At 41.8% G+C, this 17,107-nt stretch carries 14 protein-coding genes; 5 read left to right on the top strand and 9 right to left on the bottom strand.

Going from position 1 to position 17,107, the window contains the following annotated elements; all coding sequences use genetic code 11:
- Nucleotides 1–83: 83 nt before the first annotated feature.
- The 5 genes from HEQ19_05955 to HEQ19_05935 all read right to left on the bottom strand — a co-directional run bounded on the left by HEQ19_05955 (nt 84) and on the right by HEQ19_05935 (nt 6,751).
- A complete protein-coding gene (locus HEQ19_05955; GenBank protein WYL99127.1) occupies nt 84–584 on the bottom strand; it encodes a DUF302 domain-containing protein in 501 nt (166 codons plus the stop codon).
- 1,243 nt (nt 585–1,827) lie between these two features.
- On the bottom strand, nt 1,828–2,484 hold the full coding sequence (locus HEQ19_05950; GenBank protein WYM03278.2) for a PEP-CTERM sorting domain-containing protein: 657 nt from the start codon (nt 2,482–2,484) through the stop codon (nt 1,828–1,830).
- A gap of 1,113 nt (nt 2,485–3,597) precedes the next feature.
- On the bottom strand, nt 3,598–4,344 hold the full coding sequence (locus HEQ19_05945; protein ID WYL99126.1) for a DevA family ABC transporter ATP-binding protein: 747 nt from the start codon (nt 4,342–4,344) through the stop codon (nt 3,598–3,600).
- 9 nt (nt 4,345–4,353) lie between these two features.
- Nucleotides 4,354–5,556: an ABC transporter permease DevC gene (gene devC, locus HEQ19_05940; GenBank protein ID WYL99125.1), complete on the bottom strand. Its 1,203-nt coding sequence runs from the start codon at nt 5,554–5,556 to the stop codon at nt 4,354–4,356.
- A gap of 10 nt (nt 5,557–5,566) precedes the next feature.
- Nucleotides 5,567–6,751, bottom strand: coding sequence for an ABC exporter membrane fusion protein (locus HEQ19_05935; GenBank protein WYM03277.2), 1,185 nt, complete (start codon nt 6,749–6,751; stop codon nt 5,567–5,569).
- A gap of 101 nt (nt 6,752–6,852) precedes the next feature.
- On the opposite strand from HEQ19_05935, the gene HEQ19_05930 reads away from it, so the two are divergent.
- Nucleotides 6,853–7,404 (top strand): PadR family transcriptional regulator, encoded by a 552-nt coding sequence (locus HEQ19_05930; GenBank protein ID WYL99124.1) that lies wholly within the window; start codon nt 6,853–6,855, stop codon nt 7,402–7,404.
- Nucleotides 7,405–8,296: 892 nt separating this feature from the next.
- Nucleotides 8,297–8,620: a hypothetical protein gene (locus tag HEQ19_05925; GenBank protein ID WYM03276.2), complete on the top strand. Its 324-nt coding sequence runs from the start codon at nt 8,297–8,299 to the stop codon at nt 8,618–8,620.
- A gap of 172 nt (nt 8,621–8,792) precedes the next feature.
- On the opposite strand, the gene HEQ19_05920 is transcribed toward HEQ19_05925, so the two are convergent.
- Both HEQ19_05920 and HEQ19_05915 read right to left on the bottom strand, forming a co-directional pair.
- On the bottom strand, nt 8,793–10,217 hold the full coding sequence (locus HEQ19_05920) for an IctB family putative bicarbonate transporter (GenBank protein WYL99123.1): 1,425 nt from the start codon (nt 10,215–10,217) through the stop codon (nt 8,793–8,795).
- Between the two features lie 176 nt (nt 10,218–10,393).
- Complete coding sequence (locus HEQ19_05915) at nt 10,394–11,023, bottom strand: hypothetical protein (GenBank protein ID WYL99122.1); 630 nt, start codon at nt 11,021–11,023, stop codon at nt 10,394–10,396.
- Nucleotides 11,024–11,208: 185 nt separating this feature from the next.
- On the opposite strand from HEQ19_05915, the gene HEQ19_05910 reads away from it, so the two are divergent.
- Together HEQ19_05910 and HEQ19_05905 are read left to right on the top strand one after the other, a co-directional pair.
- On the top strand, nt 11,209–11,922 hold the full coding sequence (locus HEQ19_05910) for a rhomboid family intramembrane serine protease (GenBank protein ID WYL99121.1): 714 nt from the start codon (nt 11,209–11,211) through the stop codon (nt 11,920–11,922).
- A gap of 124 nt (nt 11,923–12,046) precedes the next feature.
- Complete coding sequence (locus tag HEQ19_05905) at nt 12,047–12,721, top strand: rhomboid family intramembrane serine protease (protein WYL99120.1); 675 nt, start codon at nt 12,047–12,049, stop codon at nt 12,719–12,721.
- A gap of 429 nt (nt 12,722–13,150) precedes the next feature.
- Here HEQ19_05905 and HEQ19_05900 read toward each other — a convergent pair whose 3' ends face one another.
- On the bottom strand, nt 13,151–15,328 hold the full coding sequence (locus HEQ19_05900) for a polysaccharide biosynthesis tyrosine autokinase (GenBank protein WYL99119.1): 2,178 nt from the start codon (nt 15,326–15,328) through the stop codon (nt 13,151–13,153).
- A gap of 14 nt (nt 15,329–15,342) precedes the next feature.
- On the opposite strand from HEQ19_05900, the gene HEQ19_05895 reads away from it, so the two are divergent.
- Nucleotides 15,343–15,603: a hypothetical protein gene (locus HEQ19_05895; protein ID WYM03275.2), complete on the top strand. Its 261-nt coding sequence runs from the start codon at nt 15,343–15,345 to the stop codon at nt 15,601–15,603.
- Nucleotides 15,604–15,617: 14 nt separating this feature from the next.
- On the opposite strand, the gene HEQ19_05890 is transcribed toward HEQ19_05895, so the two are convergent.
- Nucleotides 15,618–16,976, bottom strand: a complete 1,359-nt coding sequence (locus HEQ19_05890; GenBank protein WYL99118.1) for a polysaccharide biosynthesis/export family protein — start codon at nt 16,974–16,976, stop codon at nt 15,618–15,620.
- Nucleotides 16,977–17,107 lie beyond the last annotated feature (131 nt).

Here is a 17,107-nt window from a genome sequence, read left to right as displayed (position 1 = left end):
CTTTACCTTCGTTATTTCCTACTTTTTCGGCTACTTTTCATTTATTTGTCGCACCTTGCTTTATAAGCGTTACACAATATTTATCAAGTAGCTAGTCTGACCATTTCTTCAAACTTTTGATCGATAATTTGCATAATTTTTGAAATCTTTTGATTGGGAAATTGTCCCAGTAGCGATGATGGTTTGTCATAAGTAACATGGGTCTTGCCATTGTAATCATCGTAGACAAATAGTCTTAATGGAACATAAAGACCAACGGCTGGATTTTCTTCCAACATTTGGTTGGCTATTAGTGGGTTTCCAATTATGTATAACTTGGCATTTTTGTTTTTGCCGAGAAGAGACATGAGTTTGCCATGTTCAATTTGCGAAAATATCATAAAACCGGTTTGACCAATCATCGATTTAATCCCACTTTCGATTTCTTCAAGCGATTGCTGGGAATCAATCATTTGCTCAAAAAGTGCGTTGTCACTTCTACCATTGATTTTCTCTATGTTCTTGGTGACTTCTTCAAAGGACTTTTCGGAGGTAACAATTACACGAATTCCTGTAAAATTCACAGCTTCTATTACGGCTTCCATGACTCTTTACCTTTCTCTACTGTATAGCATACCTACTTTATATTCTTTTAGATAGGGTAAATAATTAATGAATTATTAAATTTATAATTATAAAAATATGTTGCATAAAAAAATATTTATCGACATTTTTTAAAAGCAATTATATTCTCCTCAATCAGGACTTACGCACTAGTAGTCCACCAAGCTAACAATGCTGGGTAACTTGTTGTTTGTAGTTGCGCTACCCTACGGTAAAACTTCGCTAATAGCGCTTCGACAATTAATAGCGATCGCTATTAGCGCAACTACAAACAACCCCTCAAAGTTCGTCTGGTAGACTATTAGGCTATTTGTGCAGATCGGGCATAGGGCATAGGGAATTGGTTAATTTTTCGCTCCCCATGCCCAACCCAAATCCTTGATTTGGAGTTACTCATGCGTAAGTCCTATCAATGTATTGAATTTATTTAATTTTGTTTCAGCACCTTTATGTCAAGGCTATTTCAGCCTTGATTTCATATCTGGCTTCATGATTTTTTTTGATAAAAAAATAAGTTCCCGCCTGAACACAAGGCTGAGAAATGCCCATTTTTTTTTGCGTCAATCAACCCCCAATACGGTTCGGTTAAGAATATTCGTAGGTTGGCTTGAGGAACGTAGCTTGCTTACCGTAAACCCAACCTTTCATCCCGTTTATTGGGTCACTCTTCCCTACGGGACGCTCCGCGAAGTATTTGACAAGAGAAAAAAGATGCTTACCTTGAATGAATCTTCTTCAAAACCTTGCTTAATCAACCGAAACAAAAAATATTTGTTTGGAACCAAGCACGAAAAAACAAGGTTTAGGATATTGTCTAACTAGAGAGATAAAACACTGCTAGGCAATGCCAAGCAAAACCTAGATGTGTAAGGCATAGCCCTACTTACAGATACTTAGATAAGTCAGTTGGTGGGGATAAACTAAAATATATTACGAAACGTAAATATTCCGCAACCCCTTACCAATTAGAAATGACAAATGACAACCAAAACAGGTACGGTTTATTTGTATCGGCTATGTGAGGACGATTGTGGATAGGGGCGCAATGCCTTGCGCCCGTACAATGATTATTGTCTGAAAATTGCTGTAAGCAATTTTCAGATCAAGTTAAGCGAGAAATGCTATAACTAAAACACAAAGGATAAAACCCAAAAATTGGGCTAGTCCGAGATTCTATCAATCAAGGCACACTTCCTAGTGTGCTTTTATCTTTGGGGGATGAAACTAGGCTGCAGAGGAAGCTTTTTGCTTACGCTTCAAGAACAAGCCCATAGCACCAGCAACCGCTGTACCAGCAATGGTCAAGGGTTCGGGTACGCTGGTAACGGGAACACCATTAGGATTCGTTTGAACTGATTGAGAAGTGTTAAGGAAATCTGCAAGTACTATGGTCCCAGGTGCAATCGCTCCAGTAAAGGGAGTAGCGGGAGTGGAGGGAATCTGTAGAGTCAACTGTTTAAAAGGGGAAGTGTTTGTGAAAGACAAAGCCACGTTAGGACCTGTAACTGGGTTGACTATACCGGCCTGGAAAATCCCACCGAAGTTCAAGGTGTTGTTTAGTGCAGCTAAGTTGGGGCTGTTGGTGATAGAGCTGTTGAAGAAGCGGTCATTAAGGGTTGAACCATTTGTGACAGTCACATCGTACTCTGGCAAATTCACTCCAACGCCGCTTCCTGTAGTTAGAGGTAGGTCTCCGTTCTTTACGTAATAGTACCCGCTAGCAGTAGTACCATTACCCCAGTCTACACTAAGGTTATACAGTTTCACATCGCTCAAACTAACAGCGCTAGCAGGAGCAGCGCCTGCAGCAGCAACCATAGCAACGCCGAAAGCAGCGATAGCAGCGGACTGAGATACTTTCTTCAAAGATGTTGCCAACATGAATTTAATTCCTCAAACAAGAAAATAGGTAAATTTAGTGAGTGCGATTTGCACATCACGAGGCTTTACTAATGCAGTTACGCAAAGTGTGAAAAAAGATTTTTGTTAAGTATGGGCTAGCGGCGTAAACTCAGACACACCAAGGAAAAGGCTATTATCTAGGAGTAATTCTCCGCCATCCATATATATCCTTAATTAATCATTTCTAGAGCAGAAACAATTAATACGTCTTTTTTTACCCCTGGAAATAATACTGACAGGAGTTCATGAAAAAAGCAACGTGACAAAAAACTTCTTCATCAAAACATTAAATTTTGGGTTGAGTCGCCGTTGGCATCAAATCAGCCACAAAGTAAGCATGGCAAGCTTTTGCTTCAATCAATGTAAAATTCTTTCTTCGTAGTTTTACTTATGTAAGTTCATCGATAATTTACATTATTGAAATTTCAGCTTATGGAATATGCATGAGCTTAATATTTCGCAAACATATTCAGTAAATCGAAAACTTTTGTAATATCTAGTAGTCTGTCAATTTTGTTTTGAGGGATTTTTGGTAGTGTGAGCGTCTCGCTCACGCGGGCAAGATGCCCGCACTACAGTCCATCATTTTTATCTTGACAGAGTACTAGGACTTACGCATTGACAAAAAATATAAAATATGTGCTGCAAAAAACCGGAGATGTCGTAGGGGTTTAGCAATGCTAAACCCCGACAACGCGGGTCTGTTTACCATCAAAGTAATAATTAATCAAAGCCTGAAACAATGTATTTTGGTAAAAGCATACCATACAGTGTGTAAGTCCTAATATCATGTATGTTCGGATAAATACTTGTCATTGGGAGCGATCGCAATGACATTTTAAGTACTCATGCAAAATTAATTACACATTTATTTAACCTGGAATGACCGTTTGACAAGCATTTCAGCGGATGTGAGTATGCAATTAATTTTGCTCCCGGTACTTATAAGCGATCAACCGAAAATGATATTACGCATTGGCATAATTACTTAAAAATGATTGTTTGAACCACAGATCTTCGTAGGGGCGCAAGGCCTTGCGCCCCAAAAGCGTGGTCTATTTACCTGAAAATGGCTGTAATTTCTGGAAGTCCCTAATGCACAAGTGTCGCTACGTCGGAATGATCAACTAAACGGCCATCTTCCATGTAAATAATGCGATCGGCGATATCCAGAATGCGGTTGTCGTGAGTGACTAACAAAATTGTACAGTGTTGTTCCTTTGCCAAACTTTGGAGAATTTCTACCACATCTCGTCCTGATTGTTTGTCTAATGCGGCGGTTGGTTCATCTGCTAGGATCAGTTTCGGTTGTCCAACCAAAGCGCGGGCGATCGCTACCCGTTGTTTTTGTCCACCAGACAGATCGCTAGGATAGTAGTCAATACGCTGTTCTAGCCCAACTGATGTCAGAATGTGTTTAATCCGCATATCAGCTTCTTCGGCGGAAATATCGTGCATTTCTAAAGCCATTTCCACATTTTGATACACACTCAAAAAGCCTAATAAATTGTGTGCTTGAAAGATATAACCAATATGGCGACGAAGCAGAGTCATCTGTTCTTTGTCAGCGTTGAGTAATTCCTGTCCCAGAACTTTGAGACTCCCTTCTTGGGTGGAACGCAAACTTCCCATTAATGTCAGCAGTGTAGTTTTTCCAGAACCCGATGGTCCTGTTAAAATCACGATTTCACCGCGTTCAATTTGCAAATTGATATCAAATAAAACCTGTTTACTAAGAGAACCATGACCAAAGTAGTGATTAAGATTAGAAATTGAAATGGCTGGTTCTGATAAAGAATGTTCGCTCAAAACTGTCTCAGGTGAAAATAATTTTGTCATTACCAATTCCTAAAAAATATCAGCAGGATCTGCTGTCTGTAATTTACGCACTGCTATGCCGGCAGAAAATGAACACATGATTGTTGTCAGGATGAGAACGAATGCTACCCTTCCTACATCCATTGCCATTGGTAACAGGGTGACGATATAAGTAATTTGATAAATTGTTAAAGCCACGAAAATGCCGGGAATAAAGCCTAATATTGCTAGAATTAGTGCCTCTTGAAATACCACAACTAGTAAGTATTGATCGGGAAATCCCATAGCCTTGAGGGTGGCGTATTCTGGTAAATGGTCGGTGACATCGCTGTAGAGAATTTGATAAACAATGACGGCGCCTACGATGAAAGCAATGACCACTCCTAAATCGAAGGTATAACCAATTGGTGTACTGGCATTCCAGAAAGCAACTTCGGCTTTGGCGTAATCTTCTCTAGTTAAAACTTTAACATCATTGGGTAAGCGCGATCGCAAATCTGCCAGAACTTTTTGGACATCAGCACCAGGCTTGAGCTTAATTACGCCGACATCTATTAATCCAGGTTGGCGATATGTCGCCATGCGTAAGAAGTTAATATCACTGGTGATTAAATAAGAATTTATACCAAATGTGGGACTAAGTTGAAATAATCCCCGAACGCGAATTAGCCGTTGATTTATCTCGGTGGAAATTTGCTCACCCGCCTGAAAGTATTGCCCAATCGGACCAAATTCATGGCGGGAACCTGCATTAAATAGAGCTGTATCCGGTGTTCTTAGTTGTTTACGGTAGGCTTGCACACCTGGTAAGTTCATTACCTGATGTTCTGGATTAATACCAATTGCAAAAATGTTCCAAATTTCTTTGTTGTCAGGATTGCGCCACTGAATAAAATCGAGATAAATCGGACTGACCGATTGCACTCCATCTACTCCGAGTGTTTGATATAGTCGTCTTTGAGTAAAGCGATCTAGGGAAATGAGCGATCGATAACGACCACTCAGCATGACGATTTCGCCATTCAAACTATGGTGAAATTCTACGGCACTGCTAAACAAGGCTCCTCTAAAACCCAATTGCAAAAACATCAGCACATTGGCAAAGCTAATCCCCGCAATCGCAACCATTAAGCGCGATCGCTCTTTCCGCAACTGTAACCACGATAGAAAAAGTGGTTTTTTCTTTTTCTTGGCTTTATTAGATACAGGCTGAGGATGGATAATTGTCGTCATTATGCCCTCGTTAAGATTGGAGATTGATTTCGATTTGAACGCTTAAATTGGTCAAACCACCAACCTTGCGGCTAGATTCTGGATCTAAATGGACTTTTACTTCCACGACTCTGGCATCAAATTGCGCTGCTGGATCGGTGTTTAACACGTCCTTTTTACCAACTTCTAGCCCGACTTCAAACACTTTTCCGTGTAATACATCTGGAAAGGCATTATTCTTGCTGGTGATCGTTGCCGATTGACCAACCCGGACTCGGCTGATATCTAGTTCATAGATTTCTGCTACCGCAACCATTTTTTGAGTTTGTCCCAGGCTAATGATACCTTTATTACCTACCAGTTCTCCTGGACGGGTATGAATTTTCAAAACCTGCCCATTTTGAGGCGATCGCACAACTGCTAGATCTAGTTCCGCCTTTGACCTTGATACCCCAGCCTGTGCTTGGGCTACTTGCGCTCGTGCTAATTCTACATCGACGGGACGCACTTCTGCAACCTGGTTCAGTGTTGCTTTCGCTTCTGTAATCTGCTTTTGTCGTGATAGAATAATCCTGTTCAATGTAGCCTTGGCTTCGTTTAAGCTATCCCTAACGGTATCTGCCTTTAATTGCTTAGTATCACGCAAGGAAGCAGAAACTGCTCCCTCTATGTAGAGTTGCTGATAGCGTCGAGCTTCCAGTTCCGCATTCTGTAATTCTGCTTTCACACGGGCGATCGTTGCTTCTTGTGCTGCTGTTTCGGTGACCAATTCCGCCTGTAGTCGATCCACTACCTGCTTCTGCGCTTGAATTTGCCCCGATTTTGCACCAGCTTCTACTTGCTTGAGACGAGTTTGAGCAACTACAACTTGCTGTTGTGCTTCTTGCAAGGCTGCTTGACGGCGAGCATAGGTATCGAGTATAGCAATTATCTGTCCCTTGCGAATGAACTGACTGTGATTAACTTTTAGGGTATCTACTCTGGCACCATCAATAGATGTAGGCGCAAAAACATTCACAACTTCACCATCTGGCTCCAATCGCCCTAGGGCTGAGATGGTTCTGATAGTAGGTTTAGTCGCCAATACTGTTTGCTCAGATGGACGATTGATAATTTTGTGATAAACAACTACAGATGCCATCACCATAACAAACCCAGCAATGACAACGGTAATCGGACGTGGATGGCGCAACTTGATTCCTATTCCAGAAGCCACAATAATTAATCACCAATGATTTAGTTAAATTTATTGTATTCAACTTTTTGAATACAAAAATTAAGATATACTCAATTTGTTGATTATGTCAAGTGTTTTCTATGGCTCTCAAGCACGCGATTCTAGCTTTTCTTTCCCGTCAACCCCTGAGTGGCTATGAAGTTACCAAAGAATTTGATGAAGGCTTTGGGAGTTGTTTTTGGAAGGCTAGCCAGCAGCAAGTCTATGTTGAGCTAGGTAAACTGGAGCAGCAGGGTAATGTTACCTATGAAGCGATTCCCCAACCGGGACGGCTGGATAAGAAAATCTACTCTATCACCACACAAGGACAGATAGAGGTAACTAATTGGTTGATGAAACCTACGGAACCGACCCCCATCCGTGAAGATTTGGGTGTCATCGGACTCGCTGGACATCTTGTTGATGTCAAGGTGATTGTGCGCGAAATTGAACGACGGCGACAATTGCACCTCGAAAAGCTGCATCAGATACAAAAACTTGATCAACAGTTTGCCCAAAACCTAGAATCTTTAGCAGCTAAGGATCTCTATATGCATTTGATTATTCGCCGCGGAATTCGCTATCAACAAGATTGGGTAGCATGGTGTGACGAAGCCCTTGAAGCAATTACCGCTCTTCGAGAATATAAGTAAGAACGCTATTTTCCTGTGCCACTCATGGGAAAACTTATTGCTGAACTGTTGAAATTAAGAGGTAACACCCATTTTATCACCTATGTGAGGACGATTGTGGGTAGGGGCGCAAGGCCTTGCGCCCCGGAATATTATGCAACGACGCCAAAAACCCTGATTTTACCTGGCGATGAGGGGTTAAACCTACCATTCGCCAACAGCATCCTACAAGGGAAGGGGGGTTAGGTTTTTGAGATTTAGATGTTACCAAAAATACTTTTAAAACATCCTCTAAGGCATTGCCTAGCCTAAGTATAGCAACCGCCAAAGTGCTTAGGACATTAACTGATGATAAAACCTAGACACAATCAGACTTGTAACCCAGTCCCCAGCGATGCACTGAGCGGTCGTTGTGTCCCCAGTCCCCAGTCCCCTGCTATATATTTCAAAAATCAAATAATAGTCCTATAGTATATTACTCATATTGTTTTGTAAAAAAGCTAATTTTATACTCTATTACTACAGAATTGTTCTATTTTCAAGATTTATACCGAATAAAGTTTTACACTCATTTACCTAAACAAATAGAATTTAAGGAGATTTTTTATTTAAGTTTTATTAAGTTTTATATTCTAGTAATTGCTCACAAAATTAATTATTTACAATTCTTGACAAAGCTCGTTAAAAGTAAAGTTTATTGTCTTTTGTTTGAACTAGCCTCTATCAACTGTTAATCTTGTAATCAAGGTAAGTAATGTTTGAGCATAATTAAATCTGTCTCAACTGCTTTATTAGAGTTTTAGGGTCGAGAATTAAGGTTTAATTTGATAGCGATTTAATAGCTTGCCTGGAATCTAGTAAGTATTTATATTCACTGACTACACAAATTCAACATTCCAAATTACCAACCCCTATGATCAATCATTACTCTATTGAATGGATTAAAGAATGGTGCCAAGACAATGGCTGGACAGAACTATTTATGGAACGGCGTAATAATTACTGGGCTTTTCCTCCAGGCGGTGTAATGCCTGAACCGATACCAGTTGATGTCCTGAGATTAATTAAAGCCGAAAAAGGATTAACCTTCGAGGAAAAACTGTGGTCTTTCTCAGCAGTAGTTACCACAGTGATAGCTCTGTTTTCTACCTTGTGGCTACGGTGTCCGATGCCATTAGTTTTGGCTTTTGCTTTTAATGCCATTACAGTAGCTCAATTTGAAGTTGAAGATGTCTAGATTATTGATTGGACATCCGAATTATTTTGCATATCAGTGTTTTAACGCGAGAGCTTGTCATCGCGCAGGGTCTCGCAGACAAGGGTCAAGAGTCCAAGAAACCTGAACTTTTGACCCTTGACTCTTGACCACCATAGCGGAAAGTATATGTGCCCGGAGAGTAGGTCCTGTTTTAATTTGCTGTTCTTTCGCGGTTGGGTGAATTTAGGTCTGTGGTCTGATTTTGAGTTAGCGGTGTCCAGTAACTAGCAATTAAAGCCACCATCAGCCACCAGAGACTATTCACCTCTGGACGAAACCAGACAGTATCGACAGTACCGTGAGCCAACATACCCGCCATTGAGGCGATCGCCCCAATTAACCAAAATCCCTCTACACTGCTGAATTTACGCAAACGTCGTATTTGTAAGTATCCTGTATTAAAAGTCACAATTAATAGCCAGAGGAAACAGCTTAAACCCAAAAAGCCCGTTTCCACAGCCACCTCTAATAAAATTGAATAGGCACTCAAAGCACTATAACGAGGGCGTTGGTAAAGGGGGTAAATTTTATTAAAGGAGTTGTGACCAGGCCCAATACCGATAATTGGGCGATCGTGAATCATCTCAAAGACAGCATCCCAAACATTGCGGCGAAAATTATTGCTGCTATCTTGGCGGTCTGCAAAAATGCTAATCACCCGGATTTGCACTGGTTCAACAAATATTACTGCTAGCAGCAATACCCCAACTAAACCTCCTAAAATAATCGGTAGCGACCAAGTGCGCCAAAAAGGAGGCATGTCTACGCTCCACCAATAAACTAGTAATGCCATCACTGTCAAAACAGACACCACTAGCCCAATCCAGCCACCACGACTAAAAGTCAGAATCAAGCAGGAACTATTGACAATAAACATAGTCAATGCTAAGGCTTTCCTGATCCACCCTTCCCAGGCAAAAATAGCCACTAAGCTAAAAACTACCGCTGGCAGCAAATAACCAGCTAATAAATTGGGATTGCCCAAATAACTGTAAACCCTGGTAGTCTTAGCCAGAGGAGATTCAGGATCAACCCAAGTTGCCAGTGCTGCTGCACCAAAAAACCATTGTCGCAAACCGTATATACTGACAATTAGCGTTACATGCAGGTAAAGGGTAATTATCCAAGATCGCAACCGAGGCGACCTCAGAACCCTAGCACACAGGGCAAACAGCAATAAATAAAGCGTCAAAGTCACCAAGTCATTTAACGCTGCTTTTTTCACCGGTGATAATGCTGTAGCAACTACAGCAATTGCCCAGTAGAGCATAACCAACATGTGAATCGGGGTAAATGATGAAGCTTTGGGTGTTGCTTCATCAGATAAAGTCAGCAGGAGCCAAAATCCTACACAAGCCACTAGCAACAAACCCACCAGGGTACTAGAGACAAAAGGAGCCAGAGCATACACCAGGCTGAGTAAAGCCACTGCTATAGTGTCTCCCCACTGGATCAAGATACTACTTTCCCGCCAGGAGCGCAATAACCCCACCAGAGAGCGGTGGAGGTAGCTACCAGCAAGATATTCTTGGATCGGTAAAGATGATAAAGTGAATCGTTGCCAGGCTAAATTCATAAAAAAACGCTGTGATCGATTAAGACGCCGACGCAGAACTTGGACTTGATCATAATGCGCCTAGTCAGAAAAAAGTAATAACGCAGATTGCAATTTGGGAATTTAGGTAACTTTAAATTAAGGGTTTGGCTTGGGGTTGGGCTTGGGGACCGAAAAATTAACCAATCCCCCATAGCCTATGGCCGATCTCCACTTCGTCGTAAATTTTTATGCACCCGCGCCAAATACCACATATAATCATCAATTTTATAATTATCGGCAGCTTTAACTATATATTCCTGCGCTAAATCAAGATTATTCTCGGCTTCGTAATATAATCCCAAATAAAGATGACTATAAAAATCACCTTTTAAACCTTCAGATTTACCAACGCTTAAAACCTCATCCGCTGCACAATTTCCCGCGTATAAATCATAAACACAACGCATAATTCGTCGCGGGTCGTTTTTCACAGGTAATAGAGAATTACGCGCTTCTGTGACACCCAGCAAACGTGCTATGCACAAATATCGCCACACGGTTTCTTCTACATCTTGAGCATTTACAGTTAAATCTATCTCAAATTGTTGAGCGCCTTCAGCAAATCTTTCAGCATAATAATAAGATAGTCCACGTTGCCAGAGATAGGGTTTAAGACGAGCATCTAATTTTTCTGCTGTGTCAAAATCTTGAATCGACTCATCAATTTTGGCAAGCTGAAAATAAACCATACCCCGACGAATGTAAGCATTAGGGTTTTCTGGCTGATTGCGGACGGTTTCGTTCCAGCGTTGGAGTTGATTTTCTAGGGAATTGGTAAAAAACATCAGTTCACTGAGCTAATGTGCCTTCACTTGCATAATTTCAGCTTTGGGGAGAACTCGTCAAGCCTTCTGTTAAAACTAGGTATTCAGTGAGGCAAAGTTTGTCAAATCCATCCATCGGCGAGAAGCATCCACGAGAAAAATTCGTTACCTTAGAGTTAGTTGCTCGTACATGAGGAAACAAGCCTGTGGTTCCCATTAAAGATGATAATCCTACAGAAATCACGCCTTATGTCACTGTTGGGCTGATTGCTGTAAATGTACTCGTTTTTCTTTACGAGGCCAGTCTTCCGCCACAAGCATTAAATCAATTTTTTCACCTAGCAGCTGTAGTTCCCAGAGAACTCAGCTTAAGTTTTGCAGGTATTTCTATCAATCAACCAGTCCCAGAATGGGCAACTTTAATTACTTGCCAATTTCTCCACGGTGGGTTATTACACCTAGCTGGTAATATGTTGTTTTTGTGGATTTTTGGTAACAATGTCGAAGATAAATTGGGTCACTTCAAATATTTGTTGTTTTATTTGAGTTGCGGGGTGTTGGCATCTTTGACTCAATGGTATTTTGCCCAGAATTCTAATATACCTTCATTGGGTGCAAGTGGTGCGATCGCAGGTGTTATGGGAGCATATATTCTCCGCTTTCCCCAAGTCCAAATTCTCGGTGTCATACCTTTAGGAATTTTCTTCCCCACCTTCCGCGTCCCCGCTTATTTCTTTTTAGGATTTTGGTTTATCCAACAAGCATTCTACGGACTCGCCAGTCTAGAAGCACCTACCAACATTGGTATGGAAGGCGGTGGTATCGCCTACTGGGCCCATGCAGGCGGTTTCATCTTTGGCGCAATCCTCGGTCCATTATTGGGTTTATTTAGCGACAAATCACGGGAAGAATCTTTTTAGGGACTTCCAATTCTCAGGGTTGACCCTTGACCCTTGACCGCAGGTGCAATTACCTATACTATACTTCGCAACTGCCAGCCATACAGGCTATATTGCAGATAATCAATGATTAGGAAAAACACCTGTGTTTCCTCTTTACGACGAAAATCCGACGCGAATCAGGCCGTATTTGACTTACGGGCTGATTGGAATGAATATTTTAGTTTTTCTTCATGAAGTTAGTCTGTCAAATGAACAATTACAGCAGTTTTTCCAGTTGTATGCGGTAGTCCCACAACAGTTAAGCACCAACGTTAAGGGCGAGTGGATAACGTTATTTACCTCGCAATTTTTACACGGTGGTTGGTGGCATTTGCTGTCAAATATGCTGTTCCTGTGGGTGTTTGGTAACAACATTGAAGACCGCTTAGGTCATGTCAAATATCTGATTTTTTATTTGTCCTGCGGTGCTTTAGCGGCTTTGTGTCAGTGGGTGATTGGGATGAATTCTACAATTCCTTCTTTGGGGGCTAGTGGCGCGATTTCGGGAATTTTGGGTGCATACATTATCCGTTTCCCCCATGCGACAATTCAGACCTTAGTCTTTTTCGGATTTTTCTTCACCACAGTCAGAGTACCAGCATTGATCATGATTGGTATTTTCTTTATCCAGAATCTCATATCTGGTGTTGCCAGCTTGCAAGCAGCCGCTAACATGAGTGTCGAAACAGGCGGTGTGGCTTACTGGGCGCACATCGGCGGCTTTGTGTTTGGACTGGCTCTGGCGCCGTTATTTGGATTGTTTAAACAGGATGATTAGAGGACAGGACCTACTCTGGGGGCACATATACAGCAGATTGCAGGTAAATGAGGTACAGATATTACAATGATTTTCTGGTAAATAGACCACGAGGTAGGGGCGCAAGGCCTTGCGCCCCTACAAGGATCTGTGGTTCAAAGAAATGAAAATTGCTGTATCTTCTGTCTTGAAAGTCAAGAGTCAAGAGTCAAGGGTCAAGTGTCAAAAGTCCTGGTTTTTGGACTCTTGACTTTTGACTCTTATAGCAACCGCCAAAGTGCTTAGGACATTAACTGATGATAAAACCTAGACACAATCAGACTTGTAACCCAGTCCCCAGCGATGCACTGAGCGGTCGTTGTGTCCCCTGCTATATCTGCGAGATATTTAAAACTATCTGTGTCTCGGCGCCTCTGCGTGAGATAAATCATCCCGCAATTATGCAACGCCTTAATTTTGACTACCAGCCACCGAAATTTGTGTTTGCAGTTCTTCTTCAGGTGAAGCGGTTGGTGATTCTGTAACTGGTTCAGGTACAAAAACGCTGATATCAGCCCCATTAATAATGCCTCCCAATAGCCCCACTTCAGATTCCATGAATTGATCAATAGCTTCGCCTAGCATATTTTCTTGTGTATAATTTGGTCGAGCAACCAATACCATCCCATCGCTGTAGGGTTGGATTAACAAGGGGTCATTGGATAGACTGAGGGGACTAGTATCTATAATCACAAAGTCATAACGTTCCCGGACATCCTCCATTAGTCTTCGCATTTCGCTGGATTCAATTACAGCAGCGGATTGACGCACAGGTCCAGGGCTAGGAATAATGTATAAATTTTCGACATCAGGAACCAAGCGGATACAATCACTTAAGCTGGCGTAATAGCGTAGAGGTTCAATAGTCGCATCGGGGTCAAGAGTAACGTTGAGGGATGCACAGCAAGAAGGCGATCGCAAATCTGTTTCAATAATCAGTGTTCTTTTGCCAGCACGAGCTGAAGCTATGCCCAAATTATAAGCACTTGTGGTCTTGCCTTCATGTCTGCTAGTGCTGGTTATCAACAGCACCTTCAAGTTTTTATCACCAATACGGCGCAAATTACTGCGAAACTTTTCATAAAACTCTAAATAAGGAGAATCTGGCGAAAGGATGACCGGCACAGCTAATTGATCCAAATCATCTACCGGCATTAAAGGTAATTCTCCAAGCATTGCTAATTCCCGTTGCTTGAGGCTTTCGCGGATATCCTCTCTGGTTTTGAAGGTTCCTTCTAGTGAACCCAACAAAAATATAACCCCACCACCAACCACTAAGCCCATAAAACCACCGACGGCTAATGTAACAGCAGTACTCTTGGGTTTTTTGAGCGTGGGGACAACTGCAGGTGGTCTAGCAACGCTGAGACTAGTAACGGTTTCTGCTTCTGCAGTTTGAGCATCGGTTAGCTTTGTCTGTATTTTATCATAGACAGCTTTTTTGAGGATGACTTCCTGTTCTAAACGCGATCGCTCCAGTTGCTTATTAGGTATTACAGAATACTCCTTCCGTAATCGCTTTTCTGCATTGATTTGCTGGGATAATTGTTGTTGTAGCGTCTCCCGTTGGGTTTGCAAAGCCACCATCTGGTTTGCCAATTGCTGTCGTGCTGGATCTAAATTGCTTTGGGCGCGGATATCCGTAACATTACCCATCATAGGCGCTGCTTTACCCGCACCTGCTACCACCTCAGCCGCCCGTTGTTGCAGCAATTCCTCAGAAGCTTCTTTCTGACGTTGCAACTGAATCATTGTAGGGTGTTCTGGTCGCAAATCTTTCCGCAGAAGGGCAATTTGCGACTCAGTTTGATAAATTTGTGTTCTTAAGTTGGCAATAATTGGATCAGCACTCAAAGCCGAAGAAATATAAGCTTGGCTGACATTTAATCCCAACTTATCTTGCAAACTGCGAATTTGGGCTTCAAGACCAGAAATAGTGAGTTGAATTTGCCTTTGGTCATTTTGGCTAGTAGTTACTGCAGCCAGCAAGCTACCATTCTCAGCGGACAAAATTGCCGGTCGTTCTGTGCGATCGTACTGTTCTAATTTTCTCTCAGCTGCTTGCAGTTCTAGTTTAGCCTGTGGTAAGCGCTCGTTAATTTTTTCAATAATTGCTTTTAATCGCCCAGTATTAATCTCACCGCTTAACTTGATCATAGACAGCATCAATTCCCGGACAATCTCCTGTCCTCGCTTGGCGTCATTATCTTTATATTTCAAGTCAATCGTTGTAGATGTGGCTCCTGTATCTGAACCCTTGGTTTTTATCGGTAAGTTGATCGCCACATTTTTGCCAATCGTTTCCGGCTTAACATTTAGTTTCGTTGCTACAGATTCAATTATCTGGTTTGACAGCAAAACTTGCCCACTCAATTCCTGTCCTTGCTGCTGAATTTCAATCCCAGTTGCGGAAAAAGAAACTGGCGGAATAGTGTAAGTAAGAGCGCCTTCTATTATATAGATAGCGGGTGGTTCTGGTTGCATAGCCACCACAGTTGACCCCGCTACAACTAAAGCAAAACTCGCTAGTCCAATCCACTTATATTTCTCAAAAGCAATAAGATAGCGTTTAACAATTGGTGGGGTCATAGCAGCTTAGTCATTTGTCATTGGTCATTTGTCATTGGTCATTTGTCATTGGTCATTGGTCATTTGTCATTTGTCATTTGTCATTTGTCATTTGTCATTTGTCATTTGTCATTTGTCATTGGTCATTACTCATTACTCATTACTCATTACTCATTACTCATTACTCATTACTCATTACTCTTTGTCATTGGTCATTGGTCATTGGTCATTGGTCATTTGTCATTGGTCATTTGTCACTCCTAACTCCTCGTCCCCTATCTAGCCCACAAAAATGAAAAGGTAAGCGCCACTACTTTGATTTACCACCAAAGTTGTTAAAAAAGTTCAGAAAGGAATTGACATTGAAAAAGGGTTGAGTAATTGTATTGAGCAAATTAGTAAGTTTACCGATGAGGTTACGACCAACCACAATAACATCATTATCTTGAAGCGCCACGTTTTGAGACATATCGCCACCCAAAGCCCTTTTAGCATCTAGTTTTTGGGTAACGGCTTGACCTCTTTCAGGATCGAAGCGTACTAGAGCAATATCTCGGAGGTTAGCGGTGTCTAGATTGATACCTCCTAAAGCATCGACAAAAGTACTACCATTAGGCAGCGTTTGATTAGAAATTCCTCCCACAGCATAGTTTAAAACCCTAATTTTAATCTGCGCTACAGCCAAAGTTGAACGAGCTACGAGATTGCGGTCATAACCATCATCAGTGCCTGCTTCACGACGTGGCAAAATTATGGCATCGCCGTCTTGTAGTCGTAAATTAGGCGGTGAGGCACCATTTTGTAACGCTGCATACAGGTCAAGAGTTTGTGAAACCATAGAACCATCAACCAACCTCCGACGCACTTGCACTTGTCGCAGGTCAGCAATCATCGTCGAACCACCAGCTAGTTGTAAAGCATCAACAATACGGGGGGTTGACGATGCAATGGAATAAATTCCTGGTCGGAATACTTCACCGCTAATGGTAATTTGAACTGGTCGCAGGCTTGCCAATGACACTACCACAATCGGATTGATGACAACGCGACTTAAAGCCAAGCGAATTTTTTCTTGTGCTTCCTCCAAATTCAAGCCTTTTAAGGATATGGTTCCCACTTGTGGCACCATAATGTTACCTTCGGGATTAATTGGGGCTTGAAAGCTCAAATCCTGGCGTTGCGTAGCCAGTGATAAAACTATCACAGGATTGATTACATAACGGTTGAGCAACAACCGGATTTTTTCTTGTGCTTCTGGTAAACTCAAGCCTTGTAATGACACAGTTCCTAGTAGCGGGACTATCACATTACCTTCAGGATTAATTGCTGCAGAAAAGCTCAAATCTTGAAACCGCTGAACCACAACGCTAATACTATCTCCAGGCCCTAAGCGGTAAACACCAGGAGGGCGCTGAAGCGCAACGCTAATTACATCTCCTGGCCCTAATAGATAGCGGTTGAGTTGGGGAGAAATTTCTTGATTTAAACTCGAAGGTACAACCTCAGCACCAGACGGGGCTGAGGATGGTGTCCCTGGAGATTGTCCTGGAGATAGTAAAGTTTCAGCAACAACAGGTTGAACCACTGTTGTTAAGAAAACGCCTACGTGAACACTGACAAAACACAGGGCACTAAATGCACGCAAATGAGAACTGAGAGCCATGAACATTTGTGCAGTAAAGCTAAAATCAGAATTAGGTCTTGCCGAGCCGCCATTCTACTCTCTAAATACTTAAAGTGTCTCGTTGTTCTGGAAAAAATTGCGGGAAATATTCAAAATTCAAAATTCAATATCAAATT

This window comes from Gloeotrichia echinulata CP02, from assembly GCA_038087035.1.
GTDB lineage: Bacteria > Cyanobacteriota > Cyanobacteriia > Cyanobacteriales > Nostocaceae > Gloeotrichia > Gloeotrichia echinulata.
The sequence above is the reverse complement of the archived record's forward strand: the minus strand, read 5'-3'. Positions and strand labels throughout refer to the sequence as shown.